This window comes from Pararhizobium mangrovi (assembly GCF_006516965.1).
Classification (GTDB): domain Bacteria; phylum Pseudomonadota; class Alphaproteobacteria; order Rhizobiales; family Rhizobiaceae; genus Pararhizobium_B; species Pararhizobium_B mangrovi.
In genome coordinates this window covers 32,749-48,005 of sequence record NZ_VHLH01000018.1, presented here as the reverse complement: position 1 = coordinate 48,005, position 15,257 = coordinate 32,749, and the positions used below count along the sequence as shown (strand labels likewise).

The following is a 15,257-nucleotide window of genomic DNA, read 5'->3' as shown; positions in this document are numbered from 1 at the left end:
TGGCCTGGAAGCGCAGCGCCGATGCCGATCGAAGCTACCCCATGGCAAAGCTTCGACGAAACGCCGTCAATGCGCCTTTTTCTCGGGCGGCAGCCAGTCATCCCTGTCGGCGAGCTGCCCGCCGCTCTCGATGATCTTCCAGAAGCTGTAATCGGCCCAATGGATGATGGTATTCTCGAGACTGCGCGTCAGTAGCTCGCCTTCACCCGAATGAGCCCCGGCAATGTGCGCCACTTCCTCGGGCAGTTCGGCAGTCAGGCAGATATGCACGCCGTAGCCGGGATGGCGGATCGAAGGCATACCGGAGTTGGAGGGGTCCGCCCGCCAACGTTCCACGTTTTCGGGGTCGAACTCCCATACCTTGCCGATGTCGTGGCACAGACCGCCGGCTATCAGGATGTCCCGATCGTACTTGAACCCGGGCAGCAGGCTGTCGAATTCTTCGGCCATCGCGACGGCTAGGCGTGTCACGGACCGCATATGATCCGCTTGCGTGCCGGCGCGCAACGGCATGGAATCGTAATTGCCGGACGGCTTCATGTCGCCGATGCGGTCGAAACCGCTTGCAGCCAGTGCACCGGCCCAGGCGCCGAGGACCTTCGCCTTCAGTCCTTCATCGCTGATCCAGGCGATTTCCGGCATTTCCTCCAGCACCTTCTGGCGCATTTCCTCCGTTACGACGACCGTCTTGCCACGCAGGCGCACGGTTTGTTCTTCTTGCATTCTGTTCTCCATTGCAGGGTCAGTTCAGAAGCGAAGGCAGCCACAGGACTGCTTTCGGGAACAGCAGCACGATGGCGATGATCACGATGAGCGAGACGAGGAACGGCATGACACCGATCATGAGGTCGGTGATCGAACCTCTTCTTCGCACGCCCTGAACGACGAACAGAATCATGCCGATCGGCGGCGTGATCAAAGCGGTTTCGCACAACATGACGATGAGGATGCCGAACCAGATCGGATCGTATCCGGCCGCTACGACCAGCGGCGTGAGAACGGGGACCGTGACGATCATCATCGGCAGCGGGTCCATGAAGCAGCCAAGCACCACATAGATCGCGATGATCGAAAGCAGGAGGCCGAGCGGCGAAAGTCCCATGGATGCGATGGCGGAGTTGATCGCGGCGACGAGGCCCATCGCCGAAATGACGAAGTTCAGGAACCAGGCCGCCATGACGATCAGCATGATCATCCCGGTCGTGCGCATCGTGCCGTCTACGGCTTCCATGACCATTCGCAGCGTGAGCTGGCGATAGAGCGCGGCGAGGACCAAAGCTGCCAGTACGCCGAGGGAAGCCGACTCGGTCGGTGTCGCGATGCCCAGATAGATGGAGCCTATGATGACGGCGAAGATGAACAGCGGAGGCAGGAGCGAAGGCAGGCTCGCTATTCGGGACTGCCAGCTCGTTTCGATCTTGTAGCCGCCGAAGGATGGGCGGAGCAGGCAGATGATCAGGATGCTGGCGGAAAACAGGCCCGCCAGGACGATCCCAGGTAATATTCCCGCCATATAGAGTGCAGGAACGGATGTGCTCGTAAGCCAGCCGTAGAGGACGAGATTGATCGATGGGGGTACGAGGATACCCAACGTCCCCCCTGCTGCGACGGACCCGTAGAACAGGCGCTCGCTGTAGCCATATCTGCCGATCATCGGCTTCGCGACGACGCTGATCGTGGCGGCCGTCGCCACGCTGGAGCCCGAAGTCGCCGCGAATGCCATGCTGGCACCGATGTTTGCATGCATGAGGCCGCCCGGCAGCCAGCCGATCCACTGCATGATCGCCTGGTAGAGCCGTTCGGCGATGCCGGCACGCAGCAGGATTTCACCAAGCAGAATGAACAACGGGACGCAAACGAGAAGATAGTTCGACGACGACGTCCAGCTCAACTCCCCGACGGCGCGATAAAGCGGCATCGGAGAGAACCCGAAATCCAGTGCGAGCGCCAGGATCAGCATCATCGCGCCGATCGGTATCCCGATGGCAAGCAACGCAAACAGCAGTCCGAGGGCAACAGGTATCATCGTGCGTTACTCTTGACCGATCATTCTACCCTGAGTGTCATGGATGACGTCCTCGATCTCGTCGTCGGCACTCGGCGTACCCGCGATGCGAGCGATGTGGGAATGGTCTCCCCGCACGAGGAAGGTCGCCGCCTGCAGCGTGCGAACGAACGCGACCAGGGTGAACCAGCACAGGCCGAACAGCCAGGCTCCCTGCGGCAGGACGAGCGGCATGCCGAGCGTCGTGTTCGAGTGGGCGTCGAGGCGCAGGGAGGTTTCGAAGACCCCCAGCCCGCCGTACGAAAGGGCGAACCCGACGCCGGCCAGGCTCGCAAGCGCCACGATATCCAGGATGGAGCGCCAGAGCGGTGAAAGCCGCATGACGACGACATCGACGCGAACGTGTCCCCGTTCGAAGACAACGTATGCCAGCGACCACGTTGCACCGAGGGCAAGAGCGTACGAGGCCAGTTCGGCCCCCACGCTCAGGCCTCCAACGCCGAGTGAACGAAGACATACTTCGATCGATATGAGGACCGCGGATCCAAGGAGCCCTATGCCCCCGATCCTTGCCATCCATCGCGAGATCGTCGCGATGGATGATTCGATCTTTCCCATCGGAACGATCAGTTATCCGAGACGTGAACGCCGACCACCTTGCCGGCATTCTCGTTCCACTGCGAGACGCAGTCGGATCCGCATCTTTTCGCCCAGTCCGACAGGACGTTCTTCGTCAGGATCTCGCGAGCGTGATCTTTCTCGTCCGAAGTAAGGGTCACCAGCTTCATTGCGGGCTTGGCCTCGATACCGTTCTTGCAGGTTCCCTTGCCGGTATTGCAGTTTATGCCGTCCTGAACGTCGGCTTTCGCCTGCGCCCATTGCTTGTCTTCCATGTCGGAAAACTGCTTTTCGAGAAAAGCCTGCGTCTTTTCGGGAAGCTTGTTCCAGTTATCGGCATTCGCTCCGAAGAAAATCATCGACCATCCCATCGGCAGCATGACCAGATGGTCCGAAACTTCCCACCACCTTGCGGTATTGCCGGCGGACGTCGCGGTGATCGCGCAGTCGGCGACGCCTCGTTCCATCGCCGGCACGACTTCGGCGAACGGGATGTTCACCGATTGCGCCCCGAGCCCCTCCACGAGTTGCGCCATTCCTCGATTGAAGGTGCGAACCTTGAGCCCCTTGATATCCGCCAGGCTGGAAACCGGTTTGTTGCAGTAGAGAACCTGCAGGGCAATCGGCGCCAGGGAAAGCAGCTTCACACCAAATTTCGCCTTCATCGTTTTCGCGATCTCGGGCTTGAGACCTTCGGCCATCTTCCTCTGCTGATCGATATCCGAGGTCAGTCCCGGGAAATCCAGCGACTCGAAGAGAGGCGCTTCGCCCGCCATGTAGCTGAGCGTGCCTTCCGACATGTCGAACATGCCCATGCCGAGCAGACGAAGCACTTCGGGGCCCTGAATTCCAAGATCTTCCAGGGAGGAAAAGTTCACCGTCACCGCGCCATCGGACGCCTCGGGCAGTTGCTTGGTGAAGAAGGGCACCTCGACGAGCCGAAACTGGTTCTGCGTCCGGTTTCCGCCCGAGACCTTGAGATTCACACTGGGAATGTCTTGGGCGGCACACGGTCCGCCGATGAAGAGTGCCAACGATGCTAGGCTAACGGCCAGAGTTTTGCAGCGTATCAATTTTCCCTCCTGTTTCGACGGACAGTCGAACTGAACCGAACGGGCAGATATCCCATGAAAATCGTAACGCTATTGAAGGAGATAACCTAATTGGTAATATAAGCGCTGAAGCTTTAGAAATTTCAATATATGCGCATCACTCTGTCCCAATTGGAAGCGCTCGTCTGGGTGGCACGCCTTGGAACGGTCAGTAAGGCTGCCGTCCATCTGAACGTCACCCAGTCGACGCTGTCGTTGCGCCTCAAGGATCTTGGTTCGGCGTTCGGCAAGCCGATGTTTCGAAGGTCCGGACGCTACCTCCTGCTGACCCCCGAAGGCCACGGGGTGATCGATCACGCCGAGGCCATCATCGATCAACTCGACAAGCTCCATGAAAGGGCCAGACCGGAGCAGATTGGCGGGTCCGTCCGGTTGGGGGTGAGCGAAGCCCTGGCTCTCGCCGGCCTGCCTCGAATTCTAAGGATGTTGAAAGGCCGCCATCCCAGCCTGGAAGTCGCAGTTGCGATCGGTACCAGCGGGAACTTGCAGAAGGACCTCATGGACGGCGCGATCGACATCGCCCTGGGCATCAATCTCCACGATGATCCGCGATTGCGGGTCGTTCAACTGGGCATTCAGAAGGCTGCCTGGATTGCAAGCAGCGAAACCGATCTGCCGCCGCTGATCCGGCCGCGAGACATCGGTCAATTACCGATCCTGAGCAATCCCAATCCCTCGCCGATGTATCAGCAGACGGTCAACTGGTTCCGATCGGAAGGGCTGGCACCGCGCCAGATATCGGTGAGTAACAGCGTAAGCATCATCGCATCTCTGGTCTCGGCAGGTGTCGGATTGGCTATCCTGCCGGTGCGGCTCGTCGAGCAGGATGTGATCTCGGGAAAGGTAATGACGCTGAGCAGCGAGCCGGAGATCGAAGTTTCGAGAATGTGCGCGGCTTATCGCGCGGAGGACTGGCGACCGACGATCAAAGCGACATTCGAGGCATCCCGGGAGGTTGTCGACGCGATCGCGTGGCTCGAACCGATTCCGTGATCGAGGTACGTCGCCGACCGTGCCGGCCGCGCACGTTGCGTGCGTTTGTCGAGGTGTCTCGCCACGCCTCACCGCTCTTCGAGGAAGCAACCGGTCTCTTCAACGGCGCTGCAAAGAATGACAATCCGCACGAAAGGTCCGAAACCACGGACGACCGACTTCGAAGCGTTCGAGGATGTAAAATCCGCGAACGCTCGAAATCGGAAGCGATGGTCAGAAGACGCGCGGGCGGGGCTGGATGGCGTTCGGGGTTCGGGGATCGAACTTGAGCTTGGCGGAGATGTCTCCGATCGTCTCGCCGACCTTGGTATCGCCGAGTTCGGAAACGGGATGGAACTCCCCACACCAGTCGGTCGGCGGCGTGATCGGCCAGACGCGCTTCAGAGCGAGTTTCCGGCCGTCCTGAACCTCGGCGTATTGCGGGGGAAATCGACGACATTCATGCGCGAAACGCTCGTCACCGCGATACCAGAACACGCATGCTTCACAGCACCGTTCATCAACGCTCGTGCGATTTTTTCGCATGGGCCTCTCCAGAGAAAGATATGACGCACACCGATTTTGTAACTGCGGACCTTACGACCGGCGATGATTTAAGCTTTAACCCTTGGTAAAGCAACGTATGCTTGATCCATTATTTTTTTAAAAAACAGGGAACGAACGTTGTTTCCCGATACCGTGTTCAAATTCCGAAACGACCCCGGTTGATTTCGCTTTAAAAGTTTGTGTCTTTTGTGTGCTTTTTCGATACAGCATTAGTTTTTAGGCCTTTCGATAATCGTCGTTTAATTCATTTGACGACGGAGCGGCCTTCTCCGATCACGGTGCTATCATCCGTGTAGCGTACTGATCCGCCGATGCGGGAGGTTCGAACTCTCCCTGCGTTCGTCGCCCATGATCGCCTCATGCACCGCCGCCGCGAATTCCGGCGCACCCTCACGGAAAATGTTCTCGTGCAGGCCCGGTACGTCGCGAACCGTTACGCGACCCTGCACGATCGCCCGCCAGCCCAGCGCCTCGTCGAGGAACCGGCCGCGTGGCTGTGCGGCGCTCCTGACGATCAGCACGTCGCCTTCGAACGGCCGGATCTCGGCCAGCTCGCCGGCGGTCTCGATCCGCGTGATGCGTGCCAGTTCCTCGTCCTCGAGCGTCAGGGTCGGTTGCCCGAACGTGGTGCGCAGCCGGTTGCCGCCGCGAACGACGAGGCGACGCACGACGTCGCTGCGTGCTGCGAGCTGATCGAGCGAACGCACGCGCTCCCGGTGGATGCGGCGAAGGTGATGCATGGCCCGATGCAGCCGGTAGGTCCACAGATGCATCAGAGCGCCTACCCTCGAAAGCCGAAGCGCGTGCTGCGGTGCCCATGCATCCGCGGCGATGATCAGCTTCACTTCGCCACCCATCTCGCGGATCTGATGCGCGACCTCGAGGGCGAGCCGTCCGGCGAAACAGAATCCGATCAGCGCGCAGGGACCTTCGGGACGGACGGTGCGGATGATCGCCGCGTAGCGCGCGGCGAGCCGCGTGTAGTCGACGGCCTGACCGTCCAGTTCAGGCGGCATCGGCACGGCGAAGAAGGGTTGTTCGGGACCGAGCGCTGCGGCGAGACCGCGAAACAAGAACGTGTTGTGGATCGCGAAGATCGGCATGCGGCCGCTTCCGCCCTGCAACGTGATGATGTTGCCGGGCTGCGCCTTCCGCCGCTCTTCCGGTCTGCCGGAAGGGGTACCGGCGAGCGTCGCGGCGATCGTGCGCTTTTCGAACAGGTCGGCCGCCGAAACCGTGACGCCTTCGCGCCGGGCCTCGCTGACGATACGGAACAGGCTGAGCGAATCGACACCGAGCGAGAACAGATCGTCGTCGACATCGACGGGAAAGCTCAGGACTCCGCTGGCACAGCGCGCCAGGATCTCTTCGCGCGCCTGCCTCGTCAGCGCCCGCACGGGCGCCGGCGGAGCCGACGCCGCTCGCGTGCGGCTGACGGCGGGCGGTGTGGAAGGCGCCGGTAGCGCCCGCCAGTCGACCTTGCCGCTCGACCCGAGCGGCAGCGCGTCGAGGCGCACGAACGCCGCGGGGATCATGTAGTCCGGCACGAGGCGGGCAAGTGCTCCGCGCACGTCCGGTTCCTTCATCTCGCTGCCCGAAGGCCCGGCGTAATAGGCGACGATCTGGGGCGCGCCCGGCTGGTCCTCGCGCAGGATCGCCGCGCAATCGGCAAGACCCGCCTTGCGCAGCGCCGCCTCGACGTCGCCGAGTTCGATGCGGAAGCCGCGAAGCTTCACCTGTCGATCCATGCGGCCGGCGAGCCGAACGCTGCCGTCGCGCAGGATCCGCGCCCTGTCGCCGGTCCTGTAGAGGCGTTCGCCACGGATCTCGACGAAAGCCCGCTCCGTAAGGTCCGGCCGCAGGCGATAGCCGCGCGCAACGCCTTCGCCGCCAATATGCAACTGGCCGGATACCCCGCGCGGTACGAGCGCATCGTTCTCGTCGAGCACGACGAAGGTCGTGTTGGCGATCGGACCGCCGACGCCGATCGGTGCGCCGGCATCCGTGATCGGCGCCAGCGAGGACCAGATGGTCGTCTCGGTCGGGCCGTACATGTTCCACAGGGACCCCTCGCCGCTCAGGAGAGCGGCCGCCAGATCACCCGGCATGGGTTCGCCACCGCACAACATGCGCAATCCGGGCGGGGCCACGAAGCCCGCTTCGACCAGCATGCGCCACGTGGAGGGCGTGGCCTGGACCATGGTCGCCCCGCTCGCTTCGAGCGTTTGCAAAAGGTCGTAGCCGTCCCGCGTCTCGCGCCGGCTGGCGATGTGGCAGCATCCGCCGGCAACGAGTGGCAGGAAGAGTTCGAGGGCGGCGATGTCGAACGTCACGGTCGTTACGGCCAGCAGCGTATCGTCGGCCGCAAAGCCCGGTTCGTGCTGCATCGACAGCAGGAAATTGACGAGGCCGCGATGGCGCACCTCGACGCCCTTCGGATTTCCGGTCGAGCCGGATGTATAGATGACGTAGGCAAGCGCGTCGGACGATTGGTTCGCCGGCACCTTCGGCGTCTCGCCGCCATACGATTCGAGGGCGTCCTCGACGACGATCGTCTCGATGCCCTCGAGCACGTCGCCGGCATTCTTGCGGTCGCTCACGCAGGCCGCGACCTCGGCCTCGCCGAGGACGGCGTCCCGGCGCGCCTTCGGATGGTGCGGCGTCAGGGGAAGGTAGGCCGCTCCCGCCTTCCATACGCCAAGCAGAGTGACCGGCAACCAGGCCGAGCGTTCCAGGCAAACGGCAACGCAGTGGCCGGTTTCGACGCCCGATCGCTGCAACGCGACCGCGACCGCATCCGCCCGCTTCCCGAGTTCGCCGTAGGTCAGGCTCTCGCTGTCATGGCGGATGGCGACGCGATCGGGGGTGAGCGCGATCTGCCGCGCGATCAGGTCGGGCGTCCATGTCCCTTCGGGCAGGTCCACGACCGGGCCTTCCAGTCGACCGGCCAGAGCATCGATCGGGTCGAAGAGCGCGAGATCGCCGATCGGCCGTTCATCACCGGCGGCCATCGCGCGCAGGACGCGCCGCCACAGTTCGATCCATTCGGCGACGGTTTCGGGCGCGAAGAGATCGGTATTGTAGGTGCAGTCGAGCCTGAGCCCGCCAGGTTCCTGGACGACGTTGAACGACAGTTCGAAGGTCGAGAACCGCTTGGGGTTCGGCGCGTAGGTCGTTTGAAGCCCTTCGAAAGTCACGTTGCGGGCGATATGGTCGAGATTGAACTCCACCTCGACGAGCGGCATGCGGGCCGGATCCTTCGGCACGGCGAGTTTGCGGATCAGCGTGCCGAGGGTGCAACGCTGATGCTCGAAGGCTTCGAGTACGTGAGCGGCGTTGCGTTTCAGCAGGCCGTCGACACGCGTTTGCGCGTCCCACGTCGCACGAAGCGGAAGAAAATTGACGCAATGGCCGACGAGCGCGCCACTCTCGCGCAGCACCGACTGTTCCGCCGCCGGAATGCCGACGACGATATCCATGCGGCCCGAAAGCCTGGAAAGCAGGATCTGCAGGCTCGTGAGCAGCGTCGTAAAGAGCGTCGCGCCATGACGCGCGCCGGCCGTCTTGACCGCTTCCATCGTCGCTTCGTCGATCGTCGCCGTCGTCGAACCGCCGTTGAACGTGCGCCTGAGCGGCCGCGGACGGTCCGTCGGCAGATCGAGCGGCGCCGGCAGCGTGGCGAATTGCGAGAGCCAGAACGCCTCGTCGTCCGCCCGTGCGCCATCACTGTTCACCGAACGGGCGTAGCGCAGGAAGGAGACGGGTTCGGCGAGATCGACCGGAGCCTTTCCCTCGCGCATCGCGCCGTAGAGTTGCGCGACCTCGTCGAGCACGACGTTGAAGGACCATCCGTCGCAAACGAGGTGATGCACGCTGAGGACCAGCACGTGCAACCGCTCGGAAAGCCGGACGAGCCAGACGCGCATGAGCGGCCCCTCGACGAGGTCGAACGGCGTGCGCGCGTCCTCGGCGAGATGCACATTGAGCGCGGCCTCGGGATCGTCCGCCTGCGAGACGTCCATTCTCCGTACGGCGATGTTGCTTCCGTCGCCGACGATGAACTGCGTCCCGTCGTAGGAGAAACGACCGCGCAGGGATTCGTGGCGCCGCACGATGGTCTCGACAGCCCTGCTCAAGACCGGCGCATCGAGCGGACCCGTCAACGTGACCGAAAGCGATTCGTTGAAGGCGCAGGAGGCGTCGCGTCCGAGTTGCGCGGCAAGCCAGAGTTCCTGCTGGGAGTCGGTCGGGCGAACGGTGCCTTGTCCATTGCCCGACGGCTCCGTTTCCCGTCCGGCCGCGTCGCGACTTTTCCACGGCTCGGCTCCGTGTTTGCCGATGCCATTTGAAGAAGGGCCGAGCTGTTGGAGGATCGCGCCATGCTGTTCGAGCTGGCGCGAAAGCGCTTCCAGTCGGGCGGCCATCGCCGCGAGATCGACCGGCACCCGCGGTGCGGCGATCACCGTCTCCTGCGTCGCCGGCGTCCGTTCCGGAACCATCGCTCCGCCCGTCATCGCATCGGAGCCGATGCCGAAGACCGGCGCCGGCAGCGCCCTGACAACGTGTTCGACCAGTCGCGGCAGCGTCGAGACGTCGTTCAGAAGTTGGCGAAGAGTGACGTTTACGGCGAAGCGCTTCTGCACTTCCTGGGTAAGCTGGGTCAGAAAGAGGGAATCGAGGCCCAGTTCGAGGAAGGTCCTGTCCATTTCCTCGCCGGAAAAATCCTGGCCGGAAAGCTGGGCGAGGATCGCCAGCAGGTCGCGGCGGATGGTTTGCGCATTTTCGTCGAACGAGGGTGAGAGGGGGGGCGGTACGACGGACATCAGAGGTGTTTCCTGCGTACCGGCGCGATCGTTCGTGCGTGTCGCGTCGGCGTTTTTATAATCGAGGCCTGTATTGTGGCTATGTATGGTCGGCTTCGGCGCATCGATGAAATGTCGCATGCGTTCGAACGGATAGGTCGGCAGCGGAACCCGCAACCGGCGTGCGCCGTCCTGGATCGACGCCCAGTCCGGCTCGCCCCCGGCGGTCCAGAAACGGGCGATGGCGGCGAGCGGATGGCCGTGTCTTTCCGCGGTTTCGGGCATGCAGGCGGCGGCGATGGCGCTTCGCCCGACACCGGCATGGACGAGTGAAGTCATCGCCGCGCCCGGGCCGAGTTCCAGAAAGACGGGCCTTGCTTCGGCCGCCGTCTTCACCGCGCCGGCAAAACACACGGCGCGGTGCGCATGGCTCGCCCAGTATGCCGGATCGACCGCCTGCTCCGGCGTGATCCAGTCGCCTGTCGCGGTCGAAATCCACGGCATGGTGGGCGTTCGGGGGCCGATGGCAGCAAGATGCTGCATGAAGGGCTCGATCATCGGTTCGACCATCGCCGTGTGGAAGGCGTGCGAGGCTTCGAGCGGACGGCTCATGATCCCGGCTTCTTCGAGACGCTGTTCGAGCGCTGCGATGGCCTCCGCCGGCCCGGCCGCGACACACGCCTTCGGTGCGTTGATCGCTGCGATCTCTGCACCCGCGGGAAGAAGCTCGGCCAGCGTTTGCGTATCGCTGCGTACCGAAAGCATCCGGCCTTCCGGCAGAGCCTGCATCAGCTCGCCGCGCAACGCGACCAGCCGGATCGCCTCCTCGAACTCGAAGACGCCGGCAAGGCATGCGGCCACGAACTCGCCGACACTGTGGCCGAGCATGATGTCCGGGCGCACGTCCCAGCTCTTCAGCAATTGTGCGAGCGCGTGGGCGACGGCGAAGATCGCCGGTTGTGCGTTTTCCGTGCGGCGCAGGCGCCGCGCCGCCACCGCGGGATCGCCGTTTCCGTAGAGGACGTCGATCAAGTCCATGCGCTCCGAAAGCGCAGCGTGGGCCCGCTCGATCTCGTGGCGAAAGACCGGTTCGTTGTCGAAGAGGTGCCGGCCCATGCCGGGCCGCTGCGCACCCTGGCCCGGAAACATGAACGCCACCTTGGGCCGTTCGTTCGCCCGGCCGCGCACTTGTCCGCCGGCCCTGCCCTCGCGCAGCGTCCGCACGGCGGCTTCGCCATCCGAGCACACCAGCGCGGCGCGATGCTCGAAGCGCGTACGGCCGATCTGAAGCGTCGAGGCGACGTCGGCAAGCGCCACGTCCGGGTGGCGTTCGATGTGGCCGGCCAGCCTTTCGCAGGCGGCATCGAGCGCGGTTTCGCTGCGTGCGGAGAGAACGAGAAGCTGCTCCTTGCGCGCCGGCACCTCGCTTGCGACCGGCGGCGCCTCTTCGAGAACCACGTGCACGTTCGTGCCGCCGACGCCGAAGGCGCTGACGCCGGCTCGGCGCGCGTCCTCCCGCTCGGGCCACGGGGTCGTCTTGCCGGATACGAAGAAGGGTGTGTCCTCGAGCCCGAGATGCGGGTTCGCCTGCCTGAAATGCGCCGTCGGCGGAATGACGCCGCTTTCGAGCGCAAGCACCGTCTTGATGACGCCGGCGACCCCGGCTGCCGCATCGAGATGGCCGATATTGCCCTTGACGGAGCCGATCGCGCAGCGTGGGGCGTCCGCCCCGCCGGTGCCGAAGACCTTGCGCAGGCCCTCGATCTCGATCGGATCGCCGAGCGGCGTCGCGGTGCCGTGACACTCGATGTAGCCGACGCTCGCCGGATCGACTTCCGCGGCCGCGTAGGCCTGCGCGATCGCCTCGGACTGACCTTCCGGACTCGGCGCAGTGAAGGCGATCTTGCCGGAACCGTCATTGTTGATGCCGCAACCGCGGATCACGGCGCGGATCGTATCGCCGTCTGCGAGCGCGTCGTCCAGCCGCTTGAGGAGCAGCACGCCGGCACCGCTGCCGAAGACCGTGCCGTCGGCTTCGATATCGAAGGGACGGCAATGGCCGTCCGCCGACACCATGCCGCCCTCCTGGCTGCGATAGCCGCGCTTTTGCGGAAACGTGATCGAGACGCCGCCGGCGAGCGCCATGTCGCACTGGTGGAGAAGCAGGGCCTGTGTCGCCAGCGTCACTGCCGTCAGCGAGGTGGAGCACGCCGTTTGCAGCGTCATGCTCGGGCCACGCAGGTTCAGCCGGTAGGAAACCCGTGTCGCGAGAAAGTCCTGCGACGAGCCGAGGAGTTCGGGATAGCATCCGACCTGGTATTCGCTGCCGAAGCCTTCCACCGCCGAACGGTCGGAAAGCACGTTGCGCATCAGGTAGGTAGGCATGCTCGAACCCGCGAAGACACCGATCAGACCGGGCCATTCGCGCGGATCGTAGCCCGCCTGCTCGATCGCCTCCCACGCGCATTCGAGGAAGACGCGTTGCTGAGGGTCCGTCAGCGCGGCCTCGCGCGGATACATGCCGAAAAAGCCGGCATCGAAGAGATCGACGTTTTCGAGGATCGGGCGCGCGCGTACGAAGTTCTCCCGGTTGCGTATCTCCGGCGGAAAGGCATCCTCCAGCTCGTCGTCGGTAAAGCGCGCAATCGATTCCCTGCCGGCGAGCAGATTGTCCCAGAACGCGTCGAGGTTGTCCGCACCCGGCAGGCGCGCACCCATCCCGACGATAGCGATCGCGTTCGGAAAGTCGCGAAGGTCGGTCATGCCGTCCTGCCTCCGATACGAGCACGCGTACGCCGCAGGGCTTCCGCGCGGGCCTCGCTCCTTGCCCCTCCGTTGGAGGGCGTCGACCGGACCATGGTTCCAAGCGCGTTCAGATGCGTCGCGAGCGTCCGGATGGTCGGGTGCGCGAAAAGATCCGCGATGCGGATCGACGGCCAGCCCGCAAGCATGCGCTCGTGGACACGCGCGAGCATCAGCGACGTGCCGCCGAGATCGACGAAACCGTCGTCGATGCCGACATCGTCGAGATCGAGCACCGCACACCAGATTGCCGCAAGACGCTTCTCGACCTCGGTGCGCGGGGCGACCTTTTCGCCACGGGCCGAAAGCCGATGCCCGCGCGGTGCGGGCAGCGCCGCCCGATCGAGCTTGCGGTTGATGTTGAGCGGCATGCGTTCGAGGGCGACGAAGGCTGCCGGGATCATGTAGTCCGGCAGCGAACGGGCAAGGTGGCCGCGAAGCGCGGCGGCGTTCAGGTCCTGCGTGGCAACGATGTAGGCGGTAAGCAACGGCTCGTCGCCGGCATCCGTGCGCAGGACGACCGCCGCCTCCCAGACCGCCGGATGCGTAAGCAGCGCATGTTCGATCTCGCCGAGTTCGACACGGTGGCCGCGGATCTTCACCTGCTGGTCGACGCGCCCGAGGAAGACGATGTCGCCTCCGGCTTTCTCACGCACGAGGTCGCCCGTGCGATAGGCACGCATGCCGTCTTCCCCCGCCTCGACGTAGCGCTCGGCGGTAAGCTGCGGCCGGTTCAGATAGCCGCGCGTGACGCACGGACCGAAAACGCGCAGTTCGCCGGATTCGCCACTTGCGACGGGATTGCCTTCCTCGTCGGTGACGATCGCATGCACGTCGGCAAGCGGGCGCCCGATGATGCTTTCACCGTCGGGCGCATCCGCCGAAACATCGGTCCAGGTGACGAACACGGTCGTTTCCGTCGGCCCGTAGATGTTGAGAAGGCGGGTGCGCGTTCCATGACGCTCGAACCAGGGAACGAGCCGACGCCGGTCGAGCGATTCGCCACCGAGCATGATCAGATCGAGCGCCAGATGGTGACCACCGGAAACTTCCGCGTTCATCAGCGCGTAGAAGGCCGAGGGCGTCTGGCCGAGCACGGTGACGCCGCTATCGCCGAGTGCGTGGACGAGGTCTGCCGGCGAACGCACGACCGCTTCGCGGAAGAGTGCGAGCCGTGCACCGAAAAGGAGCGCGGAGAAGATTTCCAGCACCGAAAAGTCGAAGCAGTAGGAATGGAGCTGGGCCCAGGTCGTGCCCTGCCCCCGGCGCAGCCAGTCCGGACCGGCCGAAAAGAGCCGCGCCAGGTTGCGGTGCTCGACGCATACGCCCTTCGGGTGGCCGGTGGAGCCGGACGTATAGATGATGTAGAGCAGGTCGTCGGGCGAAACCGGGCCTGTCCGCTCGACATCGCTCGGGTCGTGCGCCGCGCGTTCCTCATCCTCGCCGCGCTCGGGTGAAATCTGCGTAATCCCCTCCAGGCAAAGCGTTCCGGTCGACGTTTCCTCGGCGATCAGCACGCACGCGCCGGTATCCTCGATCATGAAGGCGGCGCGATCGGCCGGACATGCCGCGTCGATCGGAAGGTAAGCCGCGCCGGCCTTGATGACGGCGAAGATGGAAACGATCATGGCCGGGCCCCGGACCAAGCGAAGCGCTACCACGGAGCGCGGACCGACGCCGAGCGCGATCAGCGCGTGGGCGAGCCGGTTGGCACGGCGATTGAGTTGCGAATATGTGATCGCCGCCCCCTCGAAAACGAGGGCGACCGCTTCCGGCGCAGCACGAACCTGCGCCTCGAAACGATCCAGGATGCCGGCCTCGCTCCGGCAGGTATCGACGGACTGCGTAAGCTCCTCAACGGTCATGTTCGATCCTTTCTCGCTTCCGACGAGGCAAGACTCGGGGTAATGCCGTCCGCCTAACGGGGCAGACGACGATTCGAACTCGTTACTATTCGGTTGCATCGAACACGCTTGGAGGGCTCCCGGCGGTGCGCCCGAGCGTTCGTGCGAACGAACCCAGTTGTCCGTCACCACACGTCATTCGCCGCCTTCGACCGATGAGACGATATCCCGGCCTTCGCCTTCAGGAGGTTTCCGCCGGGGTCCGGCGGACATCTCTGAAAAGGACCGCGCCATCGTCCGAATTCACGACCCTTCATCGCGCTCGGGATACTCGCCGGATACATCTAGCGTACATTTGACCATGCGAGAAACACAAATTAGCCATAAGTTAGAAAGTTAGTCAAGCACTCACCAACCTCTCGTCCGCACGGCTCTTCTCGGGAAAGACCTATGATTTACAATGATTTTTGTTGGGTTTTGTTCGGGATACGCATGCCGCCGCGGAGACATCCGAGATGGATCCTGAGCGCTGTTG

Annotated in this window: 8 protein-coding genes; 1 reads left to right on the top strand and 7 read right to left on the bottom strand. The window is 63.8% G+C overall.

Annotated features, from left to right (window positions below; translation table 11 throughout):
• Positions 1-66: 66 nt before the first annotated feature.
• The 4 genes from FJU11_RS10365 to FJU11_RS10350 all read right to left on the bottom strand — a co-directional run bounded on the left by FJU11_RS10365 (position 67) and on the right by FJU11_RS10350 (position 3,609).
• On the bottom strand, positions 67-666 hold the full coding sequence (locus FJU11_RS10365; RefSeq protein WP_210242870.1) for an HD domain-containing protein: 600 nt from the start codon (positions 664-666) through the stop codon (positions 67-69).
• Positions 667-742: 76 nt separating this feature from the next.
• Entirely contained in the window at positions 743-2,026 is a 1,284-nt protein-coding gene (locus FJU11_RS10360) for a TRAP transporter large permease (protein ID WP_141166983.1), read from the bottom strand.
• Positions 2,027-2,032: 6 nt separating this feature from the next.
• Entirely contained in the window at positions 2,033-2,581 is a 549-nt protein-coding gene (locus FJU11_RS10355; RefSeq protein WP_181408138.1) for a TRAP transporter small permease subunit, read from the bottom strand.
• 50 nt (positions 2,582-2,631) lie between these two features.
• Positions 2,632-3,609 carry a TRAP transporter substrate-binding protein gene (locus FJU11_RS10350; protein WP_181408137.1) on the bottom strand — a complete coding sequence of 326 codons (978 nt, stop codon included), beginning with the start codon at positions 3,607-3,609 and terminating at the stop codon, positions 2,632-2,634.
• 216 nt (positions 3,610-3,825) lie between these two features.
• On the opposite strand from FJU11_RS10350, the gene FJU11_RS10345 reads away from it, so the two are divergent.
• On the top strand, positions 3,826-4,728 hold the full coding sequence (locus FJU11_RS10345; protein ID WP_141166980.1) for a LysR family transcriptional regulator: 903 nt from the start codon (positions 3,826-3,828) through the stop codon (positions 4,726-4,728).
• 213 nt (positions 4,729-4,941) lie between these two features.
• Here FJU11_RS10345 and FJU11_RS10340 read toward each other — a convergent pair whose 3' ends face one another.
• The 3 genes from FJU11_RS10340 to FJU11_RS10330 all read right to left on the bottom strand — a co-directional run bounded on the left by FJU11_RS10340 (position 4,942) and on the right by FJU11_RS10330 (position 14,743).
• Positions 4,942-5,205 carry a hypothetical protein gene (locus FJU11_RS10340; protein ID WP_141166979.1) on the bottom strand — a complete coding sequence of 88 codons (264 nt, stop codon included), beginning with the start codon at positions 5,203-5,205 and terminating at the stop codon, positions 4,942-4,944.
• 353 nt (positions 5,206-5,558) lie between these two features.
• Positions 5,559-12,839: a non-ribosomal peptide synthetase/type I polyketide synthase gene (locus FJU11_RS10335; RefSeq protein WP_141166978.1), complete on the bottom strand. Its 7,281-nt coding sequence runs from the start codon at positions 12,837-12,839 to the stop codon at positions 5,559-5,561.
• Complete coding sequence (locus FJU11_RS10330) at positions 12,836-14,743, bottom strand: non-ribosomal peptide synthetase (protein WP_181408136.1); 1,908 nt, start codon at positions 14,741-14,743, stop codon at positions 12,836-12,838. The genes FJU11_RS10335 and FJU11_RS10330 overlap by 4 nt, the downstream gene beginning before the upstream one ends.
• Positions 14,744-15,257: the final 514 nt, after the last annotated feature.

What these genes read in the sequence shown, in the direction of transcription:
- FJU11_RS10360 (WP_141166983.1), bottom strand. Translation starts at nt 2,026, where the DNA reads ATGATACCTGTTGCCCTCGGACTGCTGTTTGCGTTGCTTGCCATCGGG.
- FJU11_RS10335 (WP_141166978.1), bottom strand. Translation starts at nt 12,839, where the DNA reads ATGACCGACCTTCGCGACTTTCCGAACGCGATCGCTATCGTCGGGATG.
- FJU11_RS10365 (WP_210242870.1), bottom strand. Translation starts at nt 666, where the DNA reads ATGCGCCAGAAGGTGCTGGAGGAAATGCCGGAAATCGCCTGGATCAGC.
- FJU11_RS10345 (WP_141166980.1), top strand. Translation starts at nt 3,826, where the DNA reads ATGCGCATCACTCTGTCCCAATTGGAAGCGCTCGTCTGGGTGGCACGC.
- FJU11_RS10355 (WP_181408138.1), bottom strand. Translation starts at nt 2,581, where the DNA reads ATGGCAAGGATCGGGGGCATAGGGCTCCTTGGATCCGCGGTCCTCATA.
- FJU11_RS10330 (WP_181408136.1), bottom strand. Translation starts at nt 14,743, where the DNA reads ATGACCGTTGAGGAGCTTACGCAGTCCGTCGATACCTGCCGGAGCGAG.